Origin of the sequence: Nocardia brasiliensis IFM 10847 (assembly GCF_000710915.1) — a bacterium.
Lineage (GTDB): Bacteria > Actinomycetota > Actinomycetes > Mycobacteriales > Mycobacteriaceae > Nocardia > Nocardia brasiliensis_A.
In genome coordinates, this window is record NZ_BAUA01000010.1 from 70969 (window position 1) to 88481 (window position 17513).

Here is a 17513-nt window from a genome sequence, read left to right on the forward strand (position 1 = left end):
AGATGTGGCATTCGGCGGATTTCATCAATCTCTCATCGGCCGCGGGCACCGTGGCCCGCATGCTGCATGAGACCGCTTCGCAAGGGCACCTCGCGCGTGACGTCGCGCTCGCCTCGTCTGCTCTGACGCTGGGCGCGCTGCTCGTCGCCCGCCGCTGGCTACCCGAACTCATCGCCCAGCCGGTGCAGAGTTTCCTGCCGTGGCTGCTGGCCCCCACGCTCCTCGTGGCGGCCGTTGCGCTCGCAACCGGATCCCGGGTAGGCCTGCTGGCCGTTGCGCTGCCCATCGCCACGTGGGCCGTGCTTTTCGTACCCCAGCTCGTCGCCGGCCCCGGCAGCGAAACCGACACCGGCGAATTCCGCGTCGCCACACAGAATCTCGGCACCGGCGGCCCGGCCCCCGCCCTGGCCGACGTACCCGTCGTCGCGGTCCAGGAACTCACCGACCGCAACCGGCCCGCGGTCACAACAACTTTGGACCCCGCACACCCCTACGCCGCCACCGTGGGCACCGTCGGCCTGTGGAGCCGCTACCCCCTCACCGACATCCAGCGCCTCGACCTCGGCCAAGGCTGGGCCCGCGCCCTCCGCACCAGAATGCACACGCCCACAGGCGAAGTCACCGTCTACGCCGTCCACCTCGGCAGCGTCCGCTTCGGCGACACCGACTCCCGCAACCGCACCCTGCGCACCCTCAGCGACCTCGTCCACCAAGACCCCGCCGACCGCCTCCTGATCCTCGGCGACCTCAACACCGCCTCCACCGACCCCCACCTGAGCACCCTCACCGACACCCTGCACGACGCCCGCAGCGGCTTCGGCTTCACCTGGCCGTCCCCCTTCCCCCTCACCCGCCCCGACCACATCCTCACCCGCGGCTTCACCACCCGCGCCGCCGCCGTCCTCCCACCCACCGCCGGCGACCACCGAGCCACCACCGCCACCCTCACCCCCACCCAATCCCCACAACACAGCAGGTAGCGACGCGATTTGGGCCCCCGCCCGCCCATACGCTAAAGTTTCTCCTCGGCCCGCCCAGCAAGGCGAGCCAGGGTAGTCCCCTATAGCTCAATTGGCAGAGCAGCCGACTGTTAATCGGCAGGTTTCTGGTTCGAGTCCAGATGGGGGAGCACAAGTCGGGCCCCTGGCCAGGTAAAATGGTCAGGGGCCTGACGTATTTCATGCGTCGGCATCATTAGCCAAACTCAGTTTCATGGGTGCGGTGCCGTCGCAGGGGTTTCGCGGCGTCTCAGCATGTAGTTGGCGGCGCGGGCGGCGGCGTCCTCGTCCACGCCGGGCAGGGCGTGCTGGTAGGTCTTCATGGTGAAGGCGACGTCGGCGTGCCTGGCGCGCTGGCTGACCACCTTCGGGCTGACCCCGGCCATCAGTGACGCGGTGGTGTAGGTGTGCCGGAGATCGTAGAGGCGGATTTCTGGTAGCCCGGCGCGGGCTGCGAGGCGCTTGAATCGTTCCCGGATTGAATCGGGGTGTACGGGGCGGCAGTCTTCGTAGGTGAAGACCAGCTCGGTGTCGCGGAAGTCGTCACCGTAGAGCGCGCGTTCGGATCCTGGACGGCTTTCCAGCTGCGCAGTTCGTACACGGTTTCGGTGTCGAGAGCGATCAGGTGGACTGAGTTCTCGGATTTGGCCTCGGCGTCCTGGGTGCGTCCGGCGACGACGACCCGGCCCTGGTGCACCGACAGGACTCCGTCGTCGAGATCCAGTGAGAGCCAGCGGATTCCGCAGATTTCCGCGCGTCGTAGCCCGGTTGTCCATTCCGGCCGGACCGGTGCGTAGAAGCGGTCGAAGCAGATGCTGTCCATGAACCGGGTGGCCTGCTCGGGCGTCCACACCGGACGTCGTGTTCGAGCGACGCGGGGTGGTTTCGCGTTGTCGGCGGGGTTGTCGACGAGGTGCTTCCAGGCGACGGCGTCGACGAGGGCGGGTGGATGGCGAGGTGGATGTTGCGGACGGCTTTCGGTTCCAGCCCAGCTGGTTTCGGTTTGGGATCCGCCCGGATTTGAAGCGGCGCACGGCGGCTCGGGCGGCGTGGATGGTCACTCCGCATGCTTGCTCGATCTTGCGGGGGTGTGGGCTGCTGGCCGCGGTCGGTCGCCTCGAGTCAGTACTCGTGCATGCGAATGTTGTCGGGCTTGATGCGTCCGTCGGTGAGTAGTTGAGTGTAGAACTTGACCAGCATCGGTGCGGTCAGTTTGTGCAGATCGCCGGCGTCGAGGCGGGGTACGACGTAGGCGTGGACGAATGCCTGCCAGTTGTCGCAGGTGGTGGCGTCGACGGCCATCTTGATCGCAGGCAGCCATTCGTCTATAGAGAACGCGCGCACGGTGAGCTCCGAGCGTGACCCCTCCGGTGCGTTCGTTGGGTCAAGCACCTCGTGCACGGGATGGTTCTTCAGTCTGGGCACCCTGTACTGGCCGCAAAGCATCCGAAAATCCACCTCGGAGGCGGTCACAGTTTGGATATCCGGCGCATAGCTGCTCGAAGTCGCCGAAGCGAACTGGCAGTCCGTGCCTCTGGCTAACCACGCGTGCGGCGATCACACTCCGGGGAGATCGCAGGTAGCGCGCACAGGTCAGAAGATCAGTGCATGCAGACAAATCCGGTAATGAACTGCTGCTGTTCAGGTGAAGACGCGTCTTGTAGGTGTCTCACTCGTCGCAGGTGCGCGCCCTCGGCAGGGCGTTTCGAACATGGAACGGGGACGACCTGCGGGTTTCGGGTGGACGGTTGGTGATTCAAACCGATTATCAGCAGTAGGGCGGGTCTGGGCCGGTGAAGGATCGTCTCCATCGGTGCCATCGGGCTAACTCTGGCTTTATGGACGGACGGCACCTACCGCTCAAACCAGCCACAGCCCGAGGCTCCCCGCGACGAGGGGAACAGCCCGACCCTTCTTCTTGGACCAGTACCACTCCAACTCGTTGAGCGAGGCGGCCGAGGTCTCCTGTCGTCGAATCGCGTCGAGCCTTTCGCATCATGTGGCCGACTAGCTCCGATGTCGGTTAGTTAGCGACTGTCGATAATCAACACGGACCGTCGGTCTGTTTCCGAGCGATGTTGCGGTATGGGCGATTTCGTGGTGAACGAGGACGATTGGCGGTGAAGTTCGCGGAGTTGCTGCCGCACCTGGATGAGCGGCAGCGTCGGCTGGTGTTGGCGGCGGGATGCTGGGCGGGGCGGGGCCGGGTGGTGGCCCGGGTTGCGCATCGGGTATCGCCGGACGTGGTCGCCGATCTGCTGGCAGGCCCCAACTGCGCCGCATTGGGATTAGGCGGCTTCGATCTGCTTGCAGGCCATGGCGATTCCGGCGGCGCGGGAGGCTGGGTCCCTTCATGGCCTTCGTACGCAGCCACACCGAGGCGAAGGTCGACTCGATCGAGTTGTGCTGCGCAGGTGGATCCAGTTCTCGGCAGGACAGTTGTAGAACTCGAGCAGCATGTCGAGACCACCGGTGATCTTCGCTACGGCTTTGGGATACTTTGCGCCGTAGTCAGTGTCGAACGCTTTCACCGCCAGCTGCGCCTCGCCGATATACTCGGCCAGGTAAGTTGTACTTCAACGCCGTCTTCGCGCCGGTCTGCGCCGATTTCGCAGCCTTGCGACTTTCGGCCCGGACGCCCATCATCACCAGTAGGCACAATTTCTCCTGGAGGAATTGTACGTGTCAGCTGTAGAAATCAAACTCGTAATGTCCCGACCTCCGTGCAGATGGCGTGCGTGCGGTAACACGCATACACAATTTCCGGGGTCGCAGAACCGACGACAGGGCAGGGCGGTTGTCATTGCCGGAGATCGGGTGCACTTGCCAGCGTGCGCCAATGGTGGCCAGAATCATTGTCGCCATAGTAAGTGCGAACGTGTCAGCGATGCATTTGCGGGCACCATCGCCAAAGGAGAAGAATACTCTATGTGGAGGCGTGTTCGTGATTGCCGGATCCCATCGGTCCGGGTCGAAACGATCAGGATCAGGATAGAGGTCGGCTCGGTGGTGAATTATATAGGCACTGTAAAAGATGTTGGTGCCCGCGGGGAGCACGTATTCGCCAAGTTCGGTGTCTGTAGTAATGGTGCGTGTGAGAAACCAGAGCGTTGGCCACAGGCGCAAGGTCTCTATAACAATTCTGGTGGTAACCGGCAGGCGGGGCAGGTCCTCATAGCTGGCGGGCCGTCCTTTCAGAATAGAGTCGACTTCGGTATGGAAACGTTCAGCGACGTCAGGATGTTGGTTGAGCATGGACAACGCCCACCCCACTGTGTTAGCGGTGGTTTGGGTGCCTCCAAGGAAAAAGGTGATAACTTGATCAATTATTTCAATATCGCTGAGTTTGCCACCCCTGTCGTCGCGGGAGGTGATCAACGCCGACAGTAGGTCACCCTTATCGACGCCCGCGTCGCGGCGCGCGTCGATGAGCTGAGCCAGAGTGCCTCGTAGGTTCGTGATCGCATGCAGGTAGGCGCGGTTACCAACAATCGGCAACCGCAATAGTGGAGACGGCATAAATGCGCGCCGAACCATGCAGTCGAAGATGACATCCGCATCCTTGATCATCTGATCAAGGGTCGGCTTCGGTACCGACTCGGTGAGTAGAGTTGCAGCTGTTATCCCGGATGTGAGCGCGTGCAACTGTCGGATAAAGTCAACGGTCTGCCCGTCTTGCCAGGATTCGACCAACTGTGCGATCCGTGGGGTCATCACTGATGCATACCCAGCGATCCGGGTCGGATGGAACGCTGGCTGTAGCAGCCGCCGCAGGCGGCGGTGCTGGGAGTACGGGCAAGTGCCCAGTCCATCGCCGACTACTTCCCTGGTGCGTTCAATGAATGGTCCGCCTTTATCGAATATCCGATCATGCCTTAGCATATGACGTAATAATTCAGGATCACAGACCACTACTGCGGTGAATGGCCCGATACCTATACGGACCAAGTCGCCATAGCGAGGGAGTGATGATAAGAAATCGAGTGGGTCACGCAGGAGTGGGACGAGATGTCCCAGCCCTGGTAGCCCTTGCGGTGCTGTCACGATTGGCACTGGTGATGCTGATGACATGCTAGGACTCCTCTTTCATGCGTCAGATAACAGCTTGGGTAGTCCCCGTCGGTATCCCACGGTGTGGCGGCGGAGAACAATTTTCTGATACGGATAGACGAAATGTCGCTCGAGATCGGCGCGAATCAGCCAGTGCTCATTGTTGTCGCGCTCATTCCGGATACGAGCCCCTCTAGTCGGGGATGGTGGTGGTTGGACCTGTATGGCCCGGCGGCCTGGTATCGCAGTTGTCTTCAACCGATCGGATATCCCCGTCGGGGATCGGTTGTTCAGAGGGAATCTGGAGCCGTCGACAAGGCGGAGAAGTTTTACGTTCGTAGGGGTATTCATGTTCCTTCTCCTTCGTTCAGGAGCAACGCATCGCAAAGTCCGAGGGCTGCCCAGGCGTGAGACTGCATTGGCTGAACGTTCCGATAGGGCCGGGGGCCGAGCATAAAAGGATCCTTCACGGTCCAGGTCCCGTCGGGGTTCTGGGTGTCGACGAGGTAGGCGATGCCCCGCTCGATGGCAATACCGAGGTTCGGGTGGCGGGGTGCGCCGTTGACCAGCGCGGACAGTGCTAACCCTGTGGCGGCGGGGCTGGAACAGTCCGCACCTTTGCTGGTAGGCCAGCCACCGTCGGCTTGCTGGGTGCCGACGAGCCGATGTAGCGCACGCTGGCTGTGTGGGGATTGCCAGCCGATCGCCTGGGCAACCTCTCGGACTGCATAGGATGGGAAGGAATACCAGGTCGACGCCCATTCGCCGTGGCGTTCGTACTCTGCGCCGAGCCACGCGACAGCCGGAAGCGTATCCACTGCGTTTGAATCATGAACTCGCACTCCAGCGACCATGTGTGCAGTGGGGTCATATGCCGGTGTGTCGTCGGCGCTCTTCCATGTTGCCCACAACCCGTCGCTGGTACGCCAGGCGCGGGCGAATCCCGCTGCGGCAGGCCAGACTCGCTGTCCGTGGGGAGCGCCGTTCAGGGCTAGCAGAACGCAGCCGGTGGTGTCAGCGTCGGAGGCGGTTGGCAAGCCCGTGGGATGTGCCGAGATCGTGCCCCAGCCACCGTCGGATTGCTGCGTAGCTTCCAGGAAGCAGAGTGCGCCCGGAAGCGCGTGCCGGCGGAACAATGGGTGAGCACGAAGACAGCGGACCATCACGGCGGTGTCCCACACATCGAAGGCGGCGGAGAACCGCCACGTGCCATCTGCCTGCTGATCGCGCAGCAGGGCAGACAGCGCTCGGTGGGTGGAGCTGTGGTCTGGAGCCACGGTCTCGAGCGCGATGAAGCATAGCGCGGTTACGATAGGCATCGGATCGGCGATCGAACCATTACTTTTCTGTTCTGCCCGCATCGCCTGCACCGCCTCGTTGGGAATGGCCTGCCCCAGGGCTGATAGGGCGATGGTCTCAGTGGCCAGGAGCATGGCTCGCTGCCATTCCTTGAGGGATCGACCACGTTCGACTCCGAGCATCTTCCTGGAGTCCTCGAGCAGGGTCATAGCATCGGAATTAGCCGATCCAGCCGAGACAGCCAATCCGTGTAGAAAGTGGGTGCGGCGTTCATAGGGGAAAGAGTCACTGTGCGAGAATTCAGGAAACGGTGGCGGAGTTGACGTTGGATTCAGAGCCAGTAGCTGGAGCCACTGCTCGGAAGATTTACTGAACTTGTCGTGTGATTGCGGGTGTGCGTGCTTCAACCATGACCGCGCACGCATGCATGCATTTCTTGCAGCCGGTGTATTTGAAAGCGCGAAAGTAACCACGGCATTGTCGAATATGCGAGGCATTCCGGGCGCAGCCCAGCCACCCGAATCTTCCTGCGCATCGAGAACGGCCATCACAGCTGAATCCAAGCACTCGCTGGCTGTTCGACACAGGGAGGCGCGGATCATCATTTCAATAGTCTTCCGCGTCGTTTCGAGATGTCCTGCCCTTGGACGGAGTTGCGTCGATGGCGAGATGCATGGGCGAGCACAACTTCCACCACCACGCGATAGTCGGAATGGAGGGTGGAGCGTCCGGATCGACTTGTACTTCGCTGTTGTCTAGCCAGATATTTTCCAATAGTGCGGCGTCTCTGGTTTCTATACCTTCACGATAGCGTGAACTTGTTTTATAGTATTCCAAACATCCAGAGATATATCGACCGAGGTCTTGCAAGTACAGCCGCAATGGATCCGAGGCTTGTCGTTGCGTCTGCGCGCGAAGCGTCAGAAACAATGCCATGACCTGATTTGCTAGAGCTACCGTTTCGGCCATGGCGTGTTCTACGTATCCACCGTTGTGGCTCGCTATGACAGCGACTGCGTTGATGTCTGGCGCACCACTAGCCGCCTCCTTCGCCCAGGCATAGATATCATTGTGCCAACCGGTAAGCCACCAGCTCATCTCCGACAGCGCCCTGACAGTCGGTGTGGTCAGCTCATCACAATCGAGCTGATAGCCATGCAGGATTTCAGCTAGAGCGGTGTAGCACGGTCCAAATACAGTGGCCATCCGCATCGCTGCGTATTCGTTCAAGTCGTGACTGAGATCATCGGCCAGCAGGGAATCCTGCCATACCAGGCCGACGAACATCTTCCTGCACGCTTCACCGAACCGGGCTAGTTGAACAGACGTTGCGTATTGGGATAGCCGACCAAAAATGTCTGCTAACGCCATTCCGAGCGGTGAGTCGTCCAAAGGCGGCGACTCGGGTGCTTCAGCTGGGCGGGTAAACCTGGCTAGGCGGACGATGCGGCTCACGTTGTCTCCGCTTTTATGCGGCAGATCGATGAAGTCATCCAGAGCAAATGTCAATGCGAGAAAATCGGCACCGATCTGAGCTAGGTCTACCTCGGAATCGGGGTACCATCTGGAGGCGCACTGCCCGATCGAGCTCCGCTGTGCCAGTTGGTCCCGGTGTTCCGCATCGTTTCCTAGACCTTGGTGGTAGATCCACGCTGTTGTTCGCTCTTCGATCAGGTCGGCGAAAGGGCTGTTCTCGCATGGGATCGGACACCACAGCCTTAAACGAGAATTATGCTCGCCGTGATCAGATCGAGAGCTCGGAGTATAGATGAAATTCATGACAGTTCTCGCCTTTTCATCAAGGGAATGCCAGTGACCTCTCTGCTACGGGAATACGCATACCGCTAAGAGTCGCCAGAAGAATCGCCCTACCACGAATGGTACTTCTGGGAAGCTGCCGCGGCCGTGCGGTGGAGCGGGGGCGAGCCATTACTCCGTAACAGGATTCCGAGACTCCGGCGAGACCGCGCCTAGAGATTGCTGACACGTCCACCGTCTGCGCGGGAACCAACTTCCGAGGCAGTCGGCCGACGAGCTGCCGCCGTAGGATCGGGGTCGGCATTCGGGCCATGGAGTCGACTATGCGGTAGCTCGCGTGCCTGCGGGACACCATTCGGTGCATAGAGGCCATGTCAGTCGCGCATACTGTGACGTACGCCAGATTTTGGCGAGCGACCTCTTCCCGGGCGGGATCGCACCGAGCTCGCTGACAATAGCTGGCATAGCATTCCACCGTACATCCGAGGTGACGTCAAGGGCCGTAAGACACTCAGCGATGGACTGCTCTCCTTCGCCCCAGAGTTGGGAGAACATGGGCTGTCCGACCTGTGCACTACGCAACTAATCTGACCCGCTTAGAACAACATTTCGCTGCCCGCTTCGAGCCCATCGATGACGACGAGTTCCAACAGCTCGTCGATGCCCTCGCGGATGAGGACTGCCGTAATCTCGGCATCGCCGCCGCCCGCGACCATGAAGAAAAGATCGCCGCTGTGCGCCGCGACATCGCCGACATCGACCACAAAGGCAAACGACTCGTCGGTAGTCTGGAACTCGTCGATGAACCCGACCAGGAGATGCTCCGCGACATCAACGACCGCCGTCGCGAACTGCGTGAACAGCAATCACAGCTACGTGAACGGCTCAAAGGGCTGGAAGACGAACAACAACTCGTGCCCAACTCGGAACTGATCGAATCACTGCCCACCGGCTCCGTGCGTGTCGAGCAGATGCCAGAACAACTCGCCCGGACCTTGTTCGAAGCCCTACGACTCGAAATCCGCTACAACAAGCTTCAGCACCGGGCGACCTCCGCATCATTCTCGGGCCTGACACTGGCCGCCGCGCAGCGCACCGCCAAAACCGCCATCACGCAGAACGCCAACGGCACCACACACCCAGTGCCGCTGGCGTTCCCATGTTCGCTGCGCCCTCAGCGGGGCACGATAAGGATGGGAATCGTACCGACCAGCATCTTCTTGCTGGAAGGCTAGTGATCGAAGGCGACTTTGCGTTGTGATGGTTGCACGGGCTGGCGGTGTCGGTACGTTCAGTGGCAGGTCACCTACGCAGCGCTCGGTGCGGGGCTGCCTCCTCACCTGCTGCTGCGTGCCTGCCAGATGCTGCGCGAGCTGTCTCCTCTGCATCGCGAGCTGCGTCACGCGATCCCCAACGTGTACAAGGGATTCGGTGAACTCAGCAAGGCGGCCTTCGAGCCCGGTGCGCTCGACCGCAAGACCGAGGGGTTGCAGGGGTCTTTTGCTGCCGCCATCGAACCGGATCGGCGGCAGTGGGGAGCATCACTCTCTATACCCCATAGGGTATTTGTATACCCCAGGGGGTATATGGCACTCTGGAGGCATCGCAGGTGAAAGGGCCTGCCATCGAAGGACAAAGCAGTGATTCTCGAGCAGTACTACATCGAATGCCTTTCCCACGCCTCGTACTTGATCGGCGACCCGCGCAGCGGCCGCGCCGTCGTGGTGGATCCGCGCCGTGACATCACCGACTACCTCGCCGATGTCGAGCGTTTCGGGCTGACCATCGAGGGCGTCATCAACACCCACTTCCACGCCGATTTCGTCTCCGGCCACCTCGAACTGGTCGATGCGACCGGTGCGTGGATCGGTTTCGGCGTCGACGCCGAAACCGACTACCCGATCCGCAGGCTCGCGCACGGTGAGCGAGTGAGCCTGGGCGATGTCGACATCGAGGTGCTGGCCACGCCGGGTCACACCTGGGAGTCGATCAGCCTGCTGGTGCGCGAGCGCGCCGACGCCGAACCGGTGGCGGTGCTGACCGGTGATTCGCTGTTCATCGGCGATGTCGGCCGGCCCGACCTGGTGAACCTCGGTGACGGCAGCAGCGTCGAGTTGGCGCGCGCGATGTATCACTCGATCCACCGGGTCCTGCTCACCTTGCCGGATGCGGTGACGGTGTTGCCCGCGCATGGCGCGGGGTCGTCGTGCGGCAAGAACCTGTCGGCGGAGCTGACCTCCACCATCGGTGAACAGCGGCGCACCAACCCGTCGGTGCAGCCGATGAGTGAGGACGAGTTCGTCGCCCTGATCACCACCGACCAGCCGGCGGCGCCGGAATACTTCTATGTCGATGCGGCACTGAACAAGTCGCTGCATCCGGTGCTGGACCCGAACCGGCGTATCCCCGAGTTGACCGCGGCGCGATTGCGCGCCGAACTCGCCTCGGCGACTCGCGTGATCGATGCCCGCTCACCCGATGACTTCGCCGTCGCACATCTGCGCGGTTCGGTCAATGTCGGGTTCGAGGGGCGTTTCGCCGAGACCGGCGGCATCGTCGCCGACATCGGCGACCGTGTCGCCCTAATCGCCAATCCCGGCGACGAACAGGCTGCCGCCCTGCGGCTTTCGCGCATCGGCTCGGACGCGGTGATCGGCTACTTCACCGTCGACGCCACCGGCGGCTTCCCCGCCGAGCTGTCGGACCTGGTGCAGGCCGCACCCCGCACCGACGTCGCCGAGCTCGACCGGCTCGTCGCCGCCGACGCCGTCACCCTGATCGACATCCGCAACCCCGCCGAACGAGAATTCGGCGTCATCCCGGAGGCGATCTCGATTCCCCTGGCGCAGTTGCGGTCTCGGCTGGGCGAACTGCCGGTCGAGCGTCCGATCGTGGTGCACTGCGCGGGTGGCTGGCGTTCGAGTGTCGCCGCGTCGATGCTGCGGGCCGCGGGTTTCGAGCGGGTCAGCGACCTACGTGGGGGCTTCAACGAGTGGGCGCAACGGCGAACGCTGCGGTGACGAGGCGTCCGCGATCGCCCGCCCGGTGCACGGCCGGGCCGATGCGAGAAAGCGGCCGGAGGAGGAGACCATGACGATGCTGGCGACACTCGCGCTGGGCGCAGCCATCGGTGTTCTCCTCGGTCTGCTCGGCGGCGGGGGTTCGATCCTGGCGGTTCCAGGATTGGTCTACGGGTTACGGATCCCGCTCGCGCACGCGGTGCCGATGTCGCTGCTGGTCGTCGGCATCGCCGCACTGTTCGGCAGCATAGGCCGGATACGAAACGGTCAGGTGCAATGGCAGGTCGCGGCGGTGTTCGCGGCCACCGGTCTCCCGGCCGCGTTCGCCGGCAGTGCGATCAATCGACTGCTGCCGCCGGCGGTCACCCTCGGTGGCTTCGCGGTACTGATGGTCGTTTCCGGGGTGCGGATGTTGTCGAAATCGCAAGGCGCCGGTGTCGCATGCCGCACCGACGCGAACACCGTCGACTGGCGGCGCTGTATCTCACGCGCGGTGCCGATCGGCCTCGGCGTCGGTTTCCTGACCGGCCTGTTCGGAGTCGGCGGCGGGTTCCTGATCATTCCGGCGCTGGTGCTGATGCTCGGTCTGGACATGGTCACGGCGATCGGCACGTCGCTGGTCATAGTGGTCGCGAACTCCGCGTCCGGGATGCTCGCCTACCTCGGCAATCTCAGTCTCGACTGGCGTCTGGCCGCCGCGTTCACCGCTGCCGCGATCATCGGCTCGCTGGCCGCGGGTCGTTTCGGCGCGACGGTCGACACGAATCGGCTGCGGACCTGGTTCGCCTACCTCGTCTTCGCGGTGGCCGCCTTCGTCCTCGCCAAAGTTCTGTTCCTCCACTGAATCCGAAGTATCGAAGAAAGGAAAACCCATGTGTCAGCGAGTCACCTGCCGCCGCTGTGGCAAACCTACCTATGAGGGCTGCGGCAACCATGTCGAACAGGTCCTGGGCAATGTCCCTGTCGCGCAACGCTGTTCATGCGGCGTAACGGCACCGCCGGATCGCCGGAGGCTGTTCGGCCGCCGTTGAGCCAACCTGGGCCGAATCTAACGTGAGCATACCCCCTAGGGTATGCTCACCCGCAGAAGGAAGTAAGGAGATTCCCATGATCGGCAACGAAGAGAGCATCACGCTGGTGCTCAATCGGTTGCGACGCGCTCACGGGCAGCTCGCAGGCGTGATCGCCATGGTCGAGCAAGGGCGTGACTGCAAGGACGTGGTCACACAACTCGCAGCCGTCTCACGAGCTCTGGACCGTGCCGGCTTCAAGATTGTCGCCGCGGGATTGCGGGAGTGTATCGATGGATCTGCCGACCGAGCGGATCCAATGACGGTGGACGAGTTGGAGAAGCTATTCCTCGCGCTCGCCTGACGTGTGCGGAGCTCGAACGCTCGCCTTGCGGGAAAGTCGCTGGCTACGTAGTCGACGCAGTGGCGTTCACCAGATGAACATCGTTGTGCGGCTTTGTCGGTCCAATGGTGTGTCTTGGAAGCGGTCGAGCTTCGCTTGCCTGAGATCTCCCGACCGGGAATTCGGTCTCGCCGACGTCGACCGGTATCCGGGGCGGCACTACCGCCATCATCGAAAATATTTGACGGTCAATGAGTTTCGCTAACACCGAGGGCTGCTCTCGAGTCGGTCAGTGCGGTGAGGGCGGGGATTCCGACGGGTTCGGTGGCGAGGGTGGGGATGACGGCATAGCGCTGGGTGTGATGGGTGACATCGCTGATCGGGGCGAGTTCGGCGTTGGCGCGTTGTTGCAGCAGCGGGTCGGTGGGTGCGGCGGCGGTGAGGCTGTTGTTGATGATCCAGGCCCACGGGTGGATTCCGGCTCGTTCGAGATCTGTTTGCAGGTCCAGGGCTTCGAGGACCGGGGTGGTTTCGGGCAGGGTGATCAGCAGGACCTTGGTCGCGGCGGGGTTCTGCAGTCGCATCAGCGGGGTGGTGAAACGGATGCCTGGCGCGAGTTGGCGCACGATGTCGCGGTGGTAGGAGCCGGTGGCGTCGAGCAGCAGCAGCGTGTGACCGGTCGGGGCGGTGTCGATGACGACGAAGCGCCGCCGGGATTCGGCGATCACATGCGAGAAGGCTTGGAAGACAGCGACTTCGTCGGTGCACGGGGAGAGCAGGTCTTCGGCGAGCGCGGCGCGGCCGGCGTCATCGAGGGTGGCTCCCTTGGTGGCCATCACGCGGGCGCGATAGTCCTCGACCGCCTGGGCCGGGTCGATGCGCGACAGGTGCAGGTGCTCGAGGCTGCCGCCGAGCGTCTCGGCGAGGTTGGCGGCGGGGTCGGTGGTCGACAGGTGTACATCGTGACCGCGGCGTGCGAGGGCCACCGCGACCGCGGCGGCAACGGTCGTCTTCCCGACTCCGCCTTTGCCCATGCACATGATCAGGCACGGACCCTCGTCCTCGATGTCGTCGATCAGCTGCGCCAACGTTGCGTGCACGGGGGCGTTCGATGCGGTGGTGGTGGCTTGTGACGGCGGGGTGGGGTCGAACAAGGTGGTGAGGGCGTCGATGCCGACGATGTTGGCCGGTTTGAGTTCGACCAGGTCGCGTGGGAGGACCGCGACGGTGTCGGGCATGGCTGCGAGCGCGGCGCGTTCACGGCGGTGGACGGCAGCGGCGAGCGGGTCGGTGGTTCGGACGGTATCGGGCAGGACGCCGTTGACGACGACGTACTGGTTGTTCATGCCGATGGCAGCGAGTTCTGTTCGGGTGCGGGCGATTTCGGCCAGCGCCGAGCGGGCGGGCCGGGCGACCAGGATGACTCGGGTACGGTCCGGGTCGGCGAGCGTGGTGACCGCTGCGGCGTAGACGGCCTTGTGCTTGTCCAGCCCCGACAGTGGCCCCAGACAGGTGGCATCCCCACCGCCAGTGAGGAACTGGCTCCAGTTCCCGGGCAGTTGCAGTAGGCGGATGGTGTGCCCGGTGGGTGCGGTGTCGAACAGGATGTGGTCGTAGCCGCCGGTGTCGTCGGTGAGCAGCATGGTGAACTCGTTGAACGAGGCGATCTCGGTGGTGCACGAACCCGACAATTGTTCGGCCATCGCCGCGATATCGGTGTCGGGGACGGTGCCGCGCAGCGGCGCGATGATCCGTTCCCGGTATGCTTGCACGGCCTGCTCGGGGTCTATCTCGAGAGCCCACAGGCCGTCCAGTCCCGGGATTGCGGTGACGGTGTTTCCGATCGCCAGTCCGAATACCTGGCCCACGTTCGATGCCGGATCGGTGGAAACCAGCAGCACCCGCTTGCCCGCGCGCGCCAACTTCACCGCCGCCGCACAGGCGATCGAGGTCTTGCCGACGCCGCCCTTGCCTGTGAAGAACAAGTACCGCGGGGCCTCAGCGAGGAACTTCATGACGGCCATCGACTCCAACACCTCTCGATCACACACCACAGACAACGGACTCGGCGCCGCCTCCATCTGACCGCACCGGCCCGCTGCGCGTGCAGAGCCGAACGTCACCGGCAACCAGGTCGAACAGCAACGGCCAAAATCGAGTCGATCGTCGGGGTTCCTTGGGTGAAACCTGCTGGGTGCATGGGGCGTTTCGAGCGTAGCTCAAGTCAGGCCCCTGACCAGCGCATCAGCGTATATGGTCAGGGGCCGAGTTCGTCTCCAGATCATGAAGGTCTCCAGTAAGTCCCCCACAAGTTGGAACCCGTCCTTCCGTGTCCTCACCGTGACCGAGTGGCTGAGTTACGGCTCGAAGGGGATTGCTCGGCGGTGAGCGCGCGACCGTCTCGGGTGTGACCCAGTTGATTGCGTTGACGCACGCTCAGCGCGTCCTGGTTGCTCGCCGAGCCTGGCTTCGGACGCGCTACCTGCGCCTGCGGAATCGTTTCGTTTTGTGGGTTCCGGTGCGGGTTCTGTGTTCGGGGGTGATGTCGGAAAGCTGCGAGACAACCCGGCTGGCTCGGCACCCGCTGGGTTGTTTGATTGTCCTGTGCTGCAAAGGAAATCATGGTGACGGCTTGGCTCGTCGAGTGGAAGCCGTGGAGGCGGTCATGGCGAATGCATTGCTGGTGTATGGGGAGTGCAGTGACGGGTCGCCTGTGGCAGGAGGAGATCGCGGACTCGGACGAGCATCGGGTGCGGGCGGTCCAGCTGCCACTGACCTCGTTCACCGAGACATCGTCACGCTGAACGCCTCAAGGGCCGTGATGCGGTATGCGCTCCGTGCACCCGGGTGTCAGTAGTCGGTGGAAACCTGAGGGTGGTCTGACCGCCCACTGACCACCCGTTCTGCGTCTCCATCAACCGGCAACGAATAGCGGCGTGGCTCAGTCGCAAGTGACCGGTTGCGTTTCGACGTGGGCGAGGGCGAGCGAGGTCCGGACACCGTCGCTGGATTCTGGCCCGCAGTATCGGCGGTGCCGACGGCCGTGGCGGGGTCCTGCGCGCAGTCGGTAGTGGCGTGCCCGAGTTGCGAGCTGGCGGATGTGGTGGCCGGCCGCGATGAAATCCGAGCGGCGTCGGTGGACACATGGCGGTGGTTTGCTGTGATGGACACATGAAGGCCGATGACACTGATGTAGCAGGTGCGATCTGGTCCTGCGGGCGGTAGCTCGAATCATGAGGCGCACGCATCGGCACTGCCCGGCAGACGAGCGTATGACCGATGAAGTGCCCTGCGGGTGGGCCAACTTCCGCTGCCTTCGGTCGGGTCGTTGGATGTTGCGTTACCCAAGCGATATCATTTGCGCTGGCGCAGTGCGACTCGTGTGAGGGTGCGGGTGCGGCGGCGCTGCTGCTGGTGGACTTCCAACATCGGAGAACTCGTGACCGCAGAACCTGCCCAGATCGTTGTCGATCCTGGAGTCGCAGAGCGCGGCCCGACGGCGCTGCGGATCGCGGTCGGTGGCCAGCTCCGCAAACTGCGTGAATATCGTGGCATCACACCGCAAGAGGCGGGTGACCACATTCGCGGCTCGTATGCCAAGATCAGCCGGCTCGAGCTGGGGCGCACCGGGTTCAAAGAACGTGACATCGTGGATCTGCTGGATCTGTACGGAGTGGCGGATTCCGAGCAGCGGGCGATGTTCGTCGACCTGGCGCGCAAAGCGAATGAGCCGGGTTGGTGGCATCGGTACAACGACCTGTTGCCGCAATGGTTCGAGACCTACGTCGGTCTCGAGGGCGCGGCACGGCTGATCAGAACCTATGAGGGCCAACTGGTTCCAGGTTTGTTGCAGACCGCGAACTACGCTGCCGCCGTTGTCGGGATGGGTGAGAAGACCGACGAGGCTGCGCGGCGCGTGGAGTTGCGTAGTGACCGGCAACGAATCCTGAATGCCCCCGGTGGCCCGGTCTTGTGGGCGGTTCTCGATGAGGCGGTGCTGCATCGTCCGGTCGGCGGTGCGGCGGTTCAGCGGGAACAGATCGAGCATCTCGTGCATATGTCGACCAAGCCCAACGTGACGATCCAGGTGCTGTCCTACCGCTCCGGTGGCAGCGCGGCCGCGGGGAGTTCGTTCACCATGCTGCGCTTCGCCGAACAGGATTTGCCGGACATCATCTACTTGGAGCAGCTGACCACCGCGCTGTATTTGGATCGTAAGGAGGATGTTCGCCTCTACCGCGGGGTCATGGACCGCCTCTCGGTTCAGGCGGAGTCACCGGATCGTTCACGCGAGTTGATGATCGCCGCCGCTGCGGCGCTGTAAGGCCACGCCGGCCGTACACGAGTCCGTGGAATGCCCCGGTATCGTGATCCCATGATCGGGGCGGTCGTGTTCGATGTCGGTGAAACTCTCGTCGACGAGACCCGCGAGTACGGGACTTGGGCGGATTGGCTTGGTGTGCCGCGACATACGTTCGCGGCGGTGTTGGGCGCGACGATCGCTCTGGGCCGCGATTACCGCGACGTATTCGGGGTTTTTCAGCCGGGTTTCGATCTTGCCCGCGAGCGCGAAGCGCGTGCTCAGGCGGGCAGGCCGGAGACCTACGGCGAGGAGGACCTGTATCCGGACGTGCGTCCGGCCTTGTCGAAACTGCGCGAATTGGGTGTGTGGGTTGGGGTTGTCGGCAACCAGACCGTTCGATCGGGGCGCATCCTGCGCAGCCTTGACCTGCCTGCCGATTTCATTGCGACTTCGGATGATTGGGGCGTGGCGAAGCCCTCGCCGGAGTTCTTCGCCAAAGTGGTCGAGGTCGCGCCGTGTACTGGCGAGGAGATCGTCTACGTCGGAGACCGGATCGATAACGACGTCGCGCCCGCGAAGGCGGCGGGCATGCGCACCGCCTATATCCAGCGTGCCCCGTGGGGATGGATCCATCGAGACAAGCCTGAGGTTGCGAGGCTGTCCGATTGGCGGATCCGCGACCTTACCGAGCTGCCCGGAATCGTTGTGGCCGAGAACGTTTAGACCAGGCCA

At 63.0% G+C, this 17513-nt stretch carries 14 protein-coding genes, 1 tRNA gene and 1 pseudogene; 8 read left to right on the forward strand and 8 right to left on the reverse strand.

Annotated features, from left to right (window positions below; all coding sequences use genetic code 11):
- The first annotated feature begins 59 nt into the window (after positions 1-59).
- Together NBRGI_RS02780 and NBRGI_RS02785 are read left to right on the forward strand one after the other, a co-directional pair.
- Positions 60-980, forward strand: coding sequence for an endonuclease/exonuclease/phosphatase family protein (locus tag NBRGI_RS02780; RefSeq protein WP_158439755.1), 921 nt, complete (start codon positions 60-62; stop codon positions 978-980).
- A 76-nt stretch (positions 981-1056) separates the two neighbouring features.
- Positions 1057-1129, forward strand: a tRNA-Asn gene (locus NBRGI_RS02785).
- Between the two features lie 81 nt (positions 1130-1210).
- Here NBRGI_RS02785 and NBRGI_RS49810 read toward each other — a convergent pair.
- The 7 genes and pseudogenes from NBRGI_RS49810 to NBRGI_RS47160 form a co-directional block, all read right to left on the reverse strand.
- On the reverse strand, positions 1211-1477 hold the full coding sequence (locus tag NBRGI_RS49810) for a tyrosine-type recombinase/integrase (protein WP_370627680.1): 267 nt from the start codon (positions 1475-1477) through the stop codon (positions 1211-1213).
- Positions 1384-1851 carry a tyrosine-type recombinase/integrase gene (locus NBRGI_RS49815; protein WP_051727453.1) on the reverse strand — a complete coding sequence of 156 codons (468 nt, stop codon included), beginning with the start codon at positions 1849-1851 and terminating at the stop codon, positions 1384-1386. The genes NBRGI_RS49810 and NBRGI_RS49815 overlap by 94 nt, the downstream gene beginning before the upstream one ends.
- A 269-nt stretch (positions 1852-2120) precedes the next feature.
- The gene (locus tag NBRGI_RS02795; protein ID WP_029892665.1) at positions 2121-2471 is read right to left on the reverse strand and encodes a hypothetical protein; all 351 of its coding nucleotides are present in this window, start codon (positions 2469-2471) and stop codon (positions 2121-2123) included.
- Positions 2472-3289: 818 nt separating this feature from the next.
- Positions 3290-3608, reverse strand: a pseudogene (locus tag NBRGI_RS48455) (transposase); the annotation flags it as partial.
- 75 nt (positions 3609-3683) lie between these two features.
- Entirely contained in the window at positions 3684-5069 is a 1386-nt protein-coding gene (locus tag NBRGI_RS02800) for a cytochrome P450 (protein ID WP_029892666.1), read from the reverse strand.
- A gap of 326 nt (positions 5070-5395) precedes the next feature.
- Positions 5396-6952: a prenyltransferase/squalene oxidase repeat-containing protein gene (locus tag NBRGI_RS02805; protein WP_081877895.1), complete on the reverse strand. Its 1557-nt coding sequence runs from the start codon at positions 6950-6952 to the stop codon at positions 5396-5398.
- A 1-nt stretch (position 6953) separates the two neighbouring features.
- Positions 6954-8126 carry a terpene synthase family protein gene (locus NBRGI_RS47160; RefSeq protein WP_148310654.1) on the reverse strand — a complete coding sequence of 391 codons (1173 nt, stop codon included), beginning with the start codon at positions 8124-8126 and terminating at the stop codon, positions 6954-6956.
- Between the two features lie 548 nt (positions 8127-8674).
- On the opposite strand from NBRGI_RS47160, the gene NBRGI_RS47165 reads away from it, so the two are divergent.
- The 4 genes from NBRGI_RS47165 to NBRGI_RS02830 all read left to right on the forward strand — a co-directional run bounded on the left by NBRGI_RS47165 (position 8675) and on the right by NBRGI_RS02830 (position 12499).
- A complete protein-coding gene (locus NBRGI_RS47165; protein WP_148310655.1) occupies positions 8675-9340 on the forward strand; it encodes a hypothetical protein in 666 nt (221 codons plus the stop codon).
- Positions 9341-9745: 405 nt separating this feature from the next.
- Positions 9746-11125: an MBL fold metallo-hydrolase gene (locus NBRGI_RS02820; protein ID WP_029892669.1), complete on the forward strand. Its 1380-nt coding sequence runs from the start codon at positions 9746-9748 to the stop codon at positions 11123-11125.
- Positions 11126-11195: 70 nt separating this feature from the next.
- Positions 11196-11969: a sulfite exporter TauE/SafE family protein gene (locus NBRGI_RS02825; protein ID WP_029892670.1), complete on the forward strand. Its 774-nt coding sequence runs from the start codon at positions 11196-11198 to the stop codon at positions 11967-11969.
- Between the two features lie 263 nt (positions 11970-12232).
- Complete coding sequence (locus NBRGI_RS02830) at positions 12233-12499, forward strand: metal-sensitive transcriptional regulator (protein ID WP_029892671.1); 267 nt, start codon at positions 12233-12235, stop codon at positions 12497-12499.
- 227 nt (positions 12500-12726) lie between these two features.
- On the opposite strand, the gene arsA is transcribed toward NBRGI_RS02830, so the two are convergent.
- Entirely contained in the window at positions 12727-14502 is a 1776-nt protein-coding gene (gene arsA, locus NBRGI_RS02835) for an arsenical pump-driving ATPase (RefSeq protein ID WP_029892672.1), read from the reverse strand.
- A gap of 1415 nt (positions 14503-15917) precedes the next feature.
- Here arsA and NBRGI_RS02845 point away from each other — a divergent pair.
- Positions 15918-16802 (forward strand): helix-turn-helix domain-containing protein, encoded by an 885-nt coding sequence (locus NBRGI_RS02845; protein ID WP_029892673.1) that lies wholly within the window; start codon positions 15918-15920, stop codon positions 16800-16802.
- 51 nt (positions 16803-16853) lie between these two features.
- Positions 16854-17504 (forward strand): HAD family hydrolase, encoded by a 651-nt coding sequence (locus NBRGI_RS02850; RefSeq protein ID WP_036557167.1) that lies wholly within the window; start codon positions 16854-16856, stop codon positions 17502-17504.
- The last annotated feature ends 9 nt before the right edge of the window (positions 17505-17513 follow it).

What these genes read in the sequence shown, in the direction of transcription:
- NBRGI_RS02780 (WP_158439755.1), top strand. Translation starts at nt 60, where the DNA reads ATGCTGCATGAGACCGCTTCGCAAGGGCACCTCGCGCGTGACGTCGCG.
- NBRGI_RS02800 (WP_029892666.1), bottom strand. Translation starts at nt 5,069, where the DNA reads ATGTCATCAGCATCACCAGTGCCAATCGTGACAGCACCGCAAGGGCTA.
- NBRGI_RS02805 (WP_081877895.1), bottom strand. Translation starts at nt 6,952, where the DNA reads ATGATGATCCGCGCCTCCCTGTGTCGAACAGCCAGCGAGTGCTTGGAT.
- NBRGI_RS47160 (WP_148310654.1), bottom strand. Translation starts at nt 8,126, where the DNA reads ATGAATTTCATCTATACTCCGAGCTCTCGATCTGATCACGGCGAGCAT.
- NBRGI_RS02825 (WP_029892670.1), top strand. Translation starts at nt 11,196, where the DNA reads ATGACGATGCTGGCGACACTCGCGCTGGGCGCAGCCATCGGTGTTCTC.
- NBRGI_RS02830 (WP_029892671.1), top strand. Translation starts at nt 12,233, where the DNA reads ATGATCGGCAACGAAGAGAGCATCACGCTGGTGCTCAATCGGTTGCGA.
- arsA (WP_029892672.1), bottom strand. Translation starts at nt 14,502, where the DNA reads ATGGCCGTCATGAAGTTCCTCGCTGAGGCCCCGCGGTACTTGTTCTTC.
- NBRGI_RS02850 (WP_036557167.1), top strand. Translation starts at nt 16,854, where the DNA reads ATGATCGGGGCGGTCGTGTTCGATGTCGGTGAAACTCTCGTCGACGAG.